This is a genomic window from Martelella sp. (genome assembly GCF_984369615.1).
The window spans coordinates 1-9,384 of sequence record NZ_CFHTCS010000167.1; the positions used below are offsets into that span (position 1 = coordinate 1).

General features: G+C 60.7%; 6 protein-coding genes and 1 pseudogene. 3 read left to right on the forward strand and 4 right to left on the reverse strand.

Going from position 1 to position 9,384, the window contains the following annotated elements; all coding sequences use genetic code 11:
• The 4 genes from AC5DC2_RS13785 to ftsH form a co-directional block, all read right to left on the reverse strand.
• Positions 1-415, reverse strand: a 415-nt coding sequence (locus tag AC5DC2_RS13785; RefSeq protein WP_491698886.1) for a hypothetical protein, incomplete at its 3' end; no start/stop codon positions are given.
• A gap of 49 nt (positions 416-464) precedes the next feature.
• Positions 465-1,679: a pyrophosphate--fructose-6-phosphate 1-phosphotransferase gene (locus tag AC5DC2_RS13790; protein ID WP_491698887.1), complete on the reverse strand. Its 1,215-nt coding sequence runs from the start codon at positions 1,677-1,679 to the stop codon at positions 465-467.
• A gap of 196 nt (positions 1,680-1,875) precedes the next feature.
• Positions 1,876-5,403, reverse strand: coding sequence for an autotransporter family protein (locus tag AC5DC2_RS13795; protein WP_491698888.1), 3,528 nt, complete (start codon positions 5,401-5,403; stop codon positions 1,876-1,878).
• A gap of 221 nt (positions 5,404-5,624) precedes the next feature.
• Complete coding sequence (gene ftsH / locus AC5DC2_RS13800) at positions 5,625-7,454, reverse strand: ATP-dependent zinc metalloprotease FtsH (RefSeq protein WP_491698889.1); 1,830 nt, start codon at positions 7,452-7,454, stop codon at positions 5,625-5,627.
• A 238-nt stretch (positions 7,455-7,692) separates the two neighbouring features.
• Here ftsH and AC5DC2_RS13805 point away from each other — a divergent pair, with 238 nt between their 5' ends.
• From AC5DC2_RS13805 to AC5DC2_RS13815, 3 genes and pseudogenes are all read left to right on the forward strand, one after another.
• Positions 7,693-8,403 carry a TerB family tellurite resistance protein gene (locus tag AC5DC2_RS13805; protein ID WP_491698890.1) on the forward strand — a complete coding sequence of 237 codons (711 nt, stop codon included), beginning with the start codon at positions 7,693-7,695 and terminating at the stop codon, positions 8,401-8,403.
• Complete coding sequence (locus AC5DC2_RS13810) at positions 8,384-9,052, forward strand: DUF1176 domain-containing protein (protein ID WP_491698891.1); 669 nt, start codon at positions 8,384-8,386, stop codon at positions 9,050-9,052. The genes AC5DC2_RS13805 and AC5DC2_RS13810 overlap by 20 nt, the downstream gene beginning before the upstream one ends.
• A gap of 187 nt (positions 9,053-9,239) precedes the next feature.
• Positions 9,240-9,384: pseudogene (locus AC5DC2_RS13815) on the forward strand (FAD-dependent oxidoreductase); the annotation flags it as partial.

A 9,384-nucleotide genomic window follows, 5' to 3' on the forward strand; every position in this document is an offset into this window, starting at 1 on the left:
TGACTTCGCGAGTCAACCCCATGTCCAGCGCAACGCCCGCCGGGCGCGTATCGAAACGGATGCCGTACCAGAGACGGGCATGAAAAGTCCTTGCCGGCAGGTTGTCGTTTCCGGCGATCGGGGAGGGCCGTTTTAGCGCGACAAGTCTTCTCACAGCGAAAACAGCCAGAAAGACAGACGCCGCGACGACTGCGAGCGCCCTTCCGTCGGGCATCGCGTAGACAAGCGCCACCGAAGCGCCGAGGCCCGCCGCAAAGAAGACGGCCCGGACGACGATGATCCCCATGGCAATGGACAGGCTCGCCTTCAGCCGGCGCTGGCAGTGCCATTTCGCGAATTCAAGCATCCTGCCGGACGGCATGAGGAAGGTCACGAAGGCCAGCGCGGCGTAAAGGGCCGCGGTTTCTACACTCACTCGGGTTCCTCCATCCGCGGGTCCATAAAAGCCCCGGGGGATGAAAAGGTCAATCGGCGGGGGCGAAATCCTGGCCGATTTCTTCCATGACGCCCGCAAACCAGGGCGTCGCGAGGTCGAAATGGCCGCCGCCCTTGATGCGCTCGAACTCGATCGTGCGCAGCTGTCCGCTGCGCTCCACATCATGACCGGTCACGCCGGAGACGCCGTCCAGCGCGCTTTCCACGGCGAGGTCGACCATGGAGTGGATGAGACGCAGATCATCCGCATTGGCGGGCGCGGAGCGTGCGTAATAGCCGGATTTCTGCACCATGGCCCGGTCTGCGCCGAGAAGATCGGCAAACTGCTTGGAGAACCAGTTGCCGACATTGATAGTGTCGAGCTTCACATGGCCGAAGGCGTCGCGGGTAACGGCAGCGCCGGCCGCCTCGCGCTCGGCGATGATGGCGTCAAGGCAGGCGCCTTCGGAGACGAACAGCGAAACCGTGCCGTTTTTCGCCATCACCTCTTTCAGCCGCGCGGCCTCGGCCTCAAGGTCGAAGGCCATCTCCGGAAGGTAAACGCCGTCGATCATCTTCATCGCCGGGTTCATCAGCATGCCATCGACATAGTCCACGGTCTTCAGCCGTTCGAGATAGGCGCGCGCGGTGGCCGCCGTCAGCCAGCCGCAATTGCGCCCCATCACCTCGTGGACGATCAGCGTACGCGGCGCGGCGCTCTGCTCGTTCGAGATATTGTCGAAGAAGGCCGCGCCGTATTCGGCCGCGGTCCAGGCGCCGAGCGTCTGGCGGATCGGCTTGACGTCGTTGTCGACCGTCTTCGGCAGGCCGACCACCGTCAGGTCATAGCCGTTGTTCTTCAGATAGGCGGCAAGATCGGCCGCCGTGGTGTTGGTGTCATCGCCGCCGATCGTGTGCAGAATGGTGATGCCGTCATCGGCAAGCCGTTCGGCCGCGACCTTCAGCGGGTCCTCGCCGGCGCCGACAAGGCCGCGCTTTTCGCAATCTTTCTGGTTGGTCAGCTTCACCCGGCTGTTGCCGATGGGCGAGCCGCCGAAGCGATGCAGCAGATAGGCCTTTTCGCGGATGGCGGGGGTGATGGAGAAACTGTCGCCGGTCAGAAGCCCGGTATAGCCGGAGCGATAGGCGATGATCTCGGCTTCGGGTGCGATATCGGAGTAGCGCTCGATCAGCCCGCCGACGGCGGATGACAGACAGGGAGCAAGCCCCCCGGCGGTGAGCATGGCGACTTTGTGACGAGACATCGGACCCCTTTCATCAATGCTTCCGGCACTATCCACCGGCCGTGCGACATGGATGCGACAGGCGCTCGCCGGTGTAAAGACCGGGCGCGAATAAAATCGGTTTACCGATGGTGAAGCCAGGCCCGCATTTCTGCAGCAAAAAAAATCCCGCGCCGTGCGAATTGCCGCGGCGCGGGGCTTTCTGCAGGCCTGGCTGTCAGAACCTGACCTTCAGCCCGACATTGCCGCCATAGCCGTAGGAGCCGGTGTCGAAGCCGGTGGAGGCTGTCACTTCGGCGAAGGCGGAATAACGCAGCTTGCCCGCCTGCCAGTCGATCGATCCGCCGAAGCCGATCTCGCCGGTGAAATCATCCGGCTCGGAGGAAAATTCGAGCGCCTGGGTGACGGTCGCCGTCGTCTTGCCGAGGAACTCGTAATAGAGGTTCGCCAGGCCGTAGATATTGGCCGAACGCGCCTCGCCATTGACATCCTGCCAGGCGCTTTCCCTGGAGACGGCAAGACCGGCGCGGGCAAGCAGGCTCTGGCCGTCAGAGAAGCTCACATGATCGGAATAGGCGCCGGTGAAGCTGTCGATATCGACTGCAGCGAAGGACAATTGCGCCTGCGGGGTGAGGGCAATGCCGTCGCCGATGGCGAAGGCCTGCCCGGCTTCCAGCGAGAGCGCATAGCCGAAGGCGTCGCTGTCCTCGGGCGCAAACGGAAGGTTCTCGGCCTTCAGCTCGCTCGAATACCAGGTGAGTTCGCCCTGGGCATCGGCATAGAAGCCGTCAGCGCCGAACCAGGTCAGCGTGCCGCCGATGCCGTAACCGTCGGGGTGGATCTTGCTGTCGCCGTAGCGCGAATGCACCTTGGCCTCGCCGGTGCGGTAGTGGGCGGTGAGGCCGCCGACGAGCGCGCCCTCGGCGCTGTCGAGGAAGAGGCCGTCGAGACCCGCCTGCATGTCGAAGCTCGACATGTCGTAGTCATAGCCGGTGGTGGACGACTGCGGATCGAAATGGGCAAAGCCGCCGCCGGTGCGGCCCCAGACGGCATCCGGCGCCGGCCCGGAGGAAAGCGCCGCGCCGCCTTCATAGCGCCCGCCCGAACGCGTTTTCAGCGAAGGCAACCGCGTCATCTCCAGAAGCGCCGACTGATAGGCCTCGTAGAGGGGGATGTAGGGTTGAAAATTGACGCCGGCATCTGCAAGAACGGACGCTGCGGTTCCCTCGAGGGCTTCCAACTCTCCGGAAGAGAGGCGTGAAACGCCGGAGGCCGGAGACAGGTAGAAGTTCTGGTTCTCTACTGTCAGCTTATAGGTGTATGCGCCTACGGTTACCTGGCTGTTGTGAAGCGAAAAGGCCGAGGACGGCGGGTTTGAATAGGTGACGATAATTGGAATGGCTTGAGGTGATGCTGCGGCTCCGAGAGGGGCGACCTGAACAGTCGTATTGCCTGAAATGCCATGAGAGAGGACAATAGTATCAGCCGCCGTTCTGGAAAAATCCACGTCGAGCGAGACGAAGCCGCCATTGCCAGTGTAGTTTCCGGCAACAAAGAACAGCGTGTCAGCGATCCCATTCTTCAGGGAAATCGTGCCGCTGTTGGAGACGTCGTTTCCGGCGGAAATCTGGCCGCTGCCCAAGGCGATCAGGACGCTATCCTTGTCCTGGATAAGAATATTTGCCCCGATATCTGTGCTGTTGCCTCGCGTAAAAGTCAACTGACTGTTGTTTCTCAGGATCAGGTCACCGTAGATCGAGGTGTTGAACGGCTGGCCATAACCGTACAGGAACAAGTTACCCTGTGTTATCGAAACGGTAGAGTCATCGAGGATGAGTTTTTCGAAGTTTAGGATTTTTCCCGCATTGAAGTTGTTTAGGACGCGGGTAGACTGAAAGGTGAAGACATCCACGTCCTTCTGGACGGAGCTATTCTGGTTACCGCCATCAAAGGTGAAAGTTTCGAAGTTGAAGGGAACTGATTTCAGGCTGAGCGTGACCTGATCGCTGCCGTCTTGCCCACGGAAACTCCCGGTGATGTCGCCACCGCTCCAGACAAAGTGGTCGTTCGAGGTGTTGACGATCGGCGATGACAAATGCACGGCTGGATCATAATCACCATAGATGGTTCCGTCGAAAGAGCCGCCATTCATGGTGAATGTGGATGCTCCGCCGCCGAGTACGGCATTGCCTCTCACGAAACCCGTATCCTCGACATTGATATTCAATTGGAAGCCGCTGCTGTCGACCGTATTGCGTATGGCGGTATTGTCAAACCAGCCAAATTCGGTGTGAGTTGCGATGTTGAGCGTGACCGATGCACCTTGAGCGCTTTGGGGCGCGCTGATCAGGACAACATTGCCTGTCGTCGTCCTCGCCGAGTCTACAGGCTCGATTGACGCACCTTCGAAATTCAGCGTGGCATTGGTGCCGTCCGCAGCAATCACTTCAATGACCGCTTTTGATGAAGCGTCCACAGAGTATTCACCGCGTTCGAAAGATGCTTCAAAGGTGACGTTTTTTTTCTGGTTGGCGTCGAGGACGATTGCACTGGCACCCACACCCAAAGCATCGATATCGGCTGCGTTGCTGTCGAGGCTAAAACGCGCCCCATCGCCGGCTGCTTTCAGGAGGATGCTTTTCGCGTTAAGGGTATTGGCTCTGAAATCGGGTGTATCCATACTGACGGTCGCGCTTTGGGCAATCACTTCCAGGCCGGCTGTACCGACGCCGGAAGACTCGATTAAGGTTTTCGGCCCCGTTTGGACGTTGATGCCGTAAGCTTCGAGCCGAACAACGGCCGCGCCATCATGCGCCAGCATTCCCGCGTTGAAGAAGAAATCGACGTTTCTGGACTGTGCCTCGATGAGACCGGTGATATCGGATCTTCCGACGAAAACGTTGGTTTCGCCGATTTCAATCGTGGCATGACCGTTCAAACCGCTCTTGTCAGTTATGGCCCGTATGGCAGTCCCATTCGACGAGATGCTGCCCGCCGAAACCTTAACATAGGCTTCGCCCTCTCCCGCTTCCGAAAATAGACCGACACTGTTCGCACCTTGGGCGGTAACCATGCCGCCGTTCATCGTGATCTTCGCTTCCGAAAGGAAGCCTGTCACCTTCGAATGGGCGGCAACAGCCTCTTGGCCTCCAGTGGACTGGACACTGATGGAGGAGGTCGATTGGTCGGGTGACTGCTGCAAAACGATGAATGAGTCGCCGTTGCCGTTGTGAAGTGCCTCGACGAGCGTTGAATTGGCCGCGCCAACAACTTCAGTGCCCGAAAGTGTGACGGACACATTGCCCTGGCCCGCCGAGGTGCTGACAAGTTTCCCGTTAACAAGTCCGTCATAAGCATAGACGAGGCTCTGACCTCCAGCGCTGATTGAAGAAACTGTTCCGTTGATGCGCTGGAATGAATTGAGATCGATTTCCGAGTCAGCGTTGCCGGATGTCTGGGTCGTGGAAACCGCGACCGTCCCGTTGACCACCATATTGTCGTTGTTCAGGATCAGCGTCAGACGCGTTCCGGCAGTGTAGGTAATGTCTCCATAAGAGGCGTTCTGGCAGATGACCAGATTGTTGGAAGGGGTGCCGCATGCTCCGCCGTCCGCCTTGGCGCTTCCGCCTGCAAGGCATGCCGAAAACGCCGCGATCGATATGGTCGAGGCAGTCGCGATCAAACTCTGCCTGAAGAAATGTCCGGTTTGATGCCGTTCATTAGTTGCGATGGCTGAATACCGCATGGTCTTTCCCCTCTCATCCTGAAGAATGAAAAGAGGATGCTTGAAAGAATCCGGGCCGCAATCTTACGTGTATTGATAATCAGAGATACAATCTCTGTTTCTGCGGAGCCGTGATGCATTTCGGCAACGGGGGCGCCATGAGGGGAAGCGTTTTCGTCATCAACAAGCGTCTGCGCCCAGTATGAACCAGTCTAGGAAGCTTGAGGGAAACGTCCCGGCGGCTACGACAGAACCCGCGTCTGCGCCAGCGGCTGCTGGACCAGCGGCGGGAAGTCGTCCGGGGTGATGGTTTCCTTTTCCAGGAGGATTTTCGCGCCGTCGTCGAGGTCCTTGCGGCGTTCTGAGAGAAGCTTCCTGGCGCGCTCATAGGCCGCGTCGATCAGCTTGCGCACGGCAAGGTCCACCTCGCGGGCGGTGACGTCGGAATAGTCCTTCGGCTTGCCCATCCCCGGCGCGCCGTCGAGATACTGCATACGCTGCTGTTCCAGCGCCGCCTGGCCGATCTCGGGGTCCATGCCGAAGCTCATCACATATTGCCGGGCGATGTCGGTGACGCGCGCCAGGTCATCCGATGCGCCGGTGGAAATCTCGCCATAGACGATATCCTCCGCCGCGCGGCCCGCCAGCAGCACGACCATGCGATCGCGCAGCTCGCCGGCGGTGATCAGGAAGCGGTCCTCTGTCGGGCGCTGCATGGTGTAGCCGAGCGCGCCGATGGAGCGGGGGATGATCGAGATCTTGTGGACCGGATCGGTCTTGGGAAGCGCGGCGGCGGCCAGTGCATGGCCCATCTCGTGGAAGGCGACGCGCTCTCGCTCGTCGGGGTTCAGCAGGCGTCCGCGTCGTTCGGAGCCGGCAACGATGCGCTCCACGGCCAGCGTGAAATCGTCCATGGTCACGAACTCGCCGTCGCGCCTTGTCGCGAAGATCGCTGCCTCGTTGACCAGGTTGGCGAGATCGGCGCCGGAAAAACCGGGAGTGAGGGCGGCGACCTCGTCGGCGCTCACTTCGTCGGCGAGCTTCACCTTTTTCATGTGGACGGAAAGGATAGCCGCCCGGCCTTCGCGGTCCGGGCGATCCATCACCACCTGGCGGTCAAAGCGGCCGGCGCGGGTCAGCGCCGGATCGAGCACTTCCGGCCGGTTGGTGGCGGCGAGGATGACGATGCCGGCGGAGGGGTCGAAGCCGTCAAGCTCGACCAGAAGCTGGTTCAGCGTCTGCTCCTTCTCGTCATTGCCGCCGCCGCCGAAGGAATTGCGGGCCCGTCCGAGCGCGTCGAGCTCGTCGATGAAGATGATGCAGGGGGCCATTTCGCGCGCCTGCTTGAAGAGATCGCGCACGCGCGCTGCGCCCACGCCGACGAACATCTCGACGAATTCGGAACCGGAAATGGAAAAGAAGGTGACATCGGCCTCGCCGGCGACCGCCTTGGCGATCAGCGTCTTGCCGGTGCCGGGCGGGCCGACCAGCAGAAGGCCCTTGGGGATGCGCGCGCCGAGACGGCCGAACCTGTCGCGCTCGGTCAGGAAGGAGACGACCTCCTTCAGTTCGGTCTTCGCCTCATTGGCGCCGGCCACGTCGTCAAAGGTGACGCCGGTCTTGCGCTCGACATAGATCTTCGCCTTCGATTTGCCGACATTCATCATGCCGCCGAGGCCCATGCCCTGCTTTTCGGCGAATTTGCGGAAGAACCAGGCCCAGATGGCGAAGAAGATGATGATCGGCAGCACCCAGGAAAGGATCTTGGTCAAAAGCGTGTGGTCGGGAACGCCGGTGACATCGACCTTGTACTTGTCGAAATCGACCGCGAGCTCCTGGGGAACGCGGTAGGTGACGAAATAGTCCTTGCCGTTGACGGCGTCCTTGAACTGGCCCTGGATGGTATTGTCGGAGATGGAAACGGACTGGACCTGCCCCTTCTCGATATAGTTGATCATGTCGGAATAGCTGATCTGGGCGACGTCGCGCGACGTAAACCACATCTGGAAACCGATGATGACCAGGAAGGCCACCAGAAAATAGCCGAAATTGAATGTATTCTTGCGTTCCATCGCTCGCCGTCCCCTGCTATTCGCGCTCCAGGCGTAGTCTATAGCCCTGGCTGTGTCTTGCGGGCAATCGCAAAACTTTCCCGTTTTGCGTTCAGGGCGGCTTCGCGGCGGGCGGGACCATCTGCGGGTGTCGCAAAAAAGTGAAATTGAACCGCTCGGTTCGACTTGCGCGACACGCGTTTTTTGTCCAATCTGTCAGGACTTGAAAGGGCGGTTCGCCACCGTCGGGAGACCGTAAATGTCATTCTGGGAAAAGCTGGTCAATTTCGTCAGCCAGTCCGCCGGCACTGTGCTGACCAGCGTGGTCGAGGCCGTGCGCACGCTTTTCGAGGGCGATCCCGAAACGCGCCGTCAGGTCGCGTTCTCCGTCTCCCTGATCGCGCTTTCCGCCAAGATGGCCAAGGCCGACGGTTTCGTCTCCATCGAGGAGGTCAACGCCTTCCACGAGATTTTCGAAATCCCGGAGGGCGAGCGTCAGAACGTCGCGCGGCTTTACAATCTCGCCCGCCAGGATATTGCCGGCTACGAGGCCTATGCGCGCAAGCTGAAGAACCTGTGCGCGGAAGGCGACGAGGGCTGCCCGCTGCTGGAGGAGATCATCGACGGGCTGTTTCACATCGCCAAGGCCGACGGCGCAGTGCATGAAAAGGAGCTCGCCTTCCTCGCCCGCGTTGCCGAAATCTTCGGCATCAGCGAGGGGCGCTTCACCGCCATCTGCGCCCGCCACATGGATATGGGCGATCGCGATCCCTATGGCATTCTCGGCGTTTCGCGCAGCGACGATTTCAAGACCATCCGCACGCGCTACCGGGCGCTGGTTGCCGAGAACCATCCCGACCGGCTGATCGCGCGCGGCGTGCCGAAGGAATTCCACGCCGCCGCCAATGACCGCATGGCGCGCATCAATGCCGCCTACGAGGAGATCGAGCGTGAGCGCAAGGCGGCCTGAGATGCCGCTTCGCGCGCTGCTTTGCTTTCTGGCCCTGGCGACGGCCGGCGGAGCATCCGCCGAGGATGGCCGGCTGGCGAAGGCGCGGGACATGATCCTCTCGCTTTATCCCGAAAGCTGCGATGCCGATCTGGCTGCCGATTTCGAGGGGCTGGAGAACGTCGCCTATGACGTCTCCTGGCAGGAAGAGGACTGGGACGTGGCGCCGATCGAGCGGGAAGGGACGCTGTTCGAGATCAACTGCTATCTCGCCGCCTACAATATCGTCGTCGCCTATGTCTTCGCGCCCAACGAGGATGTGATGGAGGCGATGCTGCCCGTCTCCTTCGCCGTGCCCGAATTCACGCTCGACTATGCCGATGACGACACCGACCAGACGAAGCTTGCCGCGCCGCCGACGGTGACCGGCTTTTCCGCCGAAACGCTGCTGGTCAATCCGACCTTCGATCCCGAGACCAACACGATCACCTCCTTTGCCAAGTGGCGGGGGCTGGGCGATGCCTATTCATCAGGTGAGTGGACGCTTGAAAGCGGTCGCTTCGTGCTCAAGCATTTTGTCATCGATCCGATCTACGAGTCGAACCTCGAAGACCCGTCCGAGGAACTGATCGAAACGAATTTCGTTCTCTATGATGCGCAAGGGCACTGACCTTTCAACTTGATCGCGCGCAACAGGCCGAAGGTGGCCGTGTGCTACCCATGTCGGGCCTGGCGGCGGACCTCCGGCAGGCGAGGTTTCTCTTGCATCTTTGCCGGCCAGTGCTCAAGCTTCCGGGACCTTGAACGAACACCGCCCGGTGCTGACGGGCCGGGGCGGAGCGCCAAAGAGGATGGGCATGACGGCACATTTCAGAACGATTATCGTCGGACGCGGTCTTATGGGGTCGGCCGCGGCGCGGCATCTGGCCGGAATGGAAGAGGGCGTTGCCGTGATCGGCCCGGACGAGCCCGCCGACAAGGCGAGCCATGACGGCGTGTTTG

Bases quoted from the DNA above. Each gene is read 5' to 3' on its own strand.
- AC5DC2_RS13790 (WP_491698887.1), bottom strand. From the start codon at position 1,679: ATGTCTCGTCACAAAGTCGCCATGCTCACCGCCGGGGGGCTTGCTCCC.
- AC5DC2_RS13805 (WP_491698890.1), top strand. From the start codon at position 7,693: ATGTCATTCTGGGAAAAGCTGGTCAATTTCGTCAGCCAGTCCGCCGGC.
- ftsH (WP_491698889.1), bottom strand. From the start codon at position 7,454: ATGGAACGCAAGAATACATTCAATTTCGGCTATTTTCTGGTGGCCTTC.
- AC5DC2_RS13795 (WP_491698888.1), bottom strand. From the start codon at position 5,403: ATGCGGTATTCAGCCATCGCAACTAATGAACGGCATCAAACCGGACAT.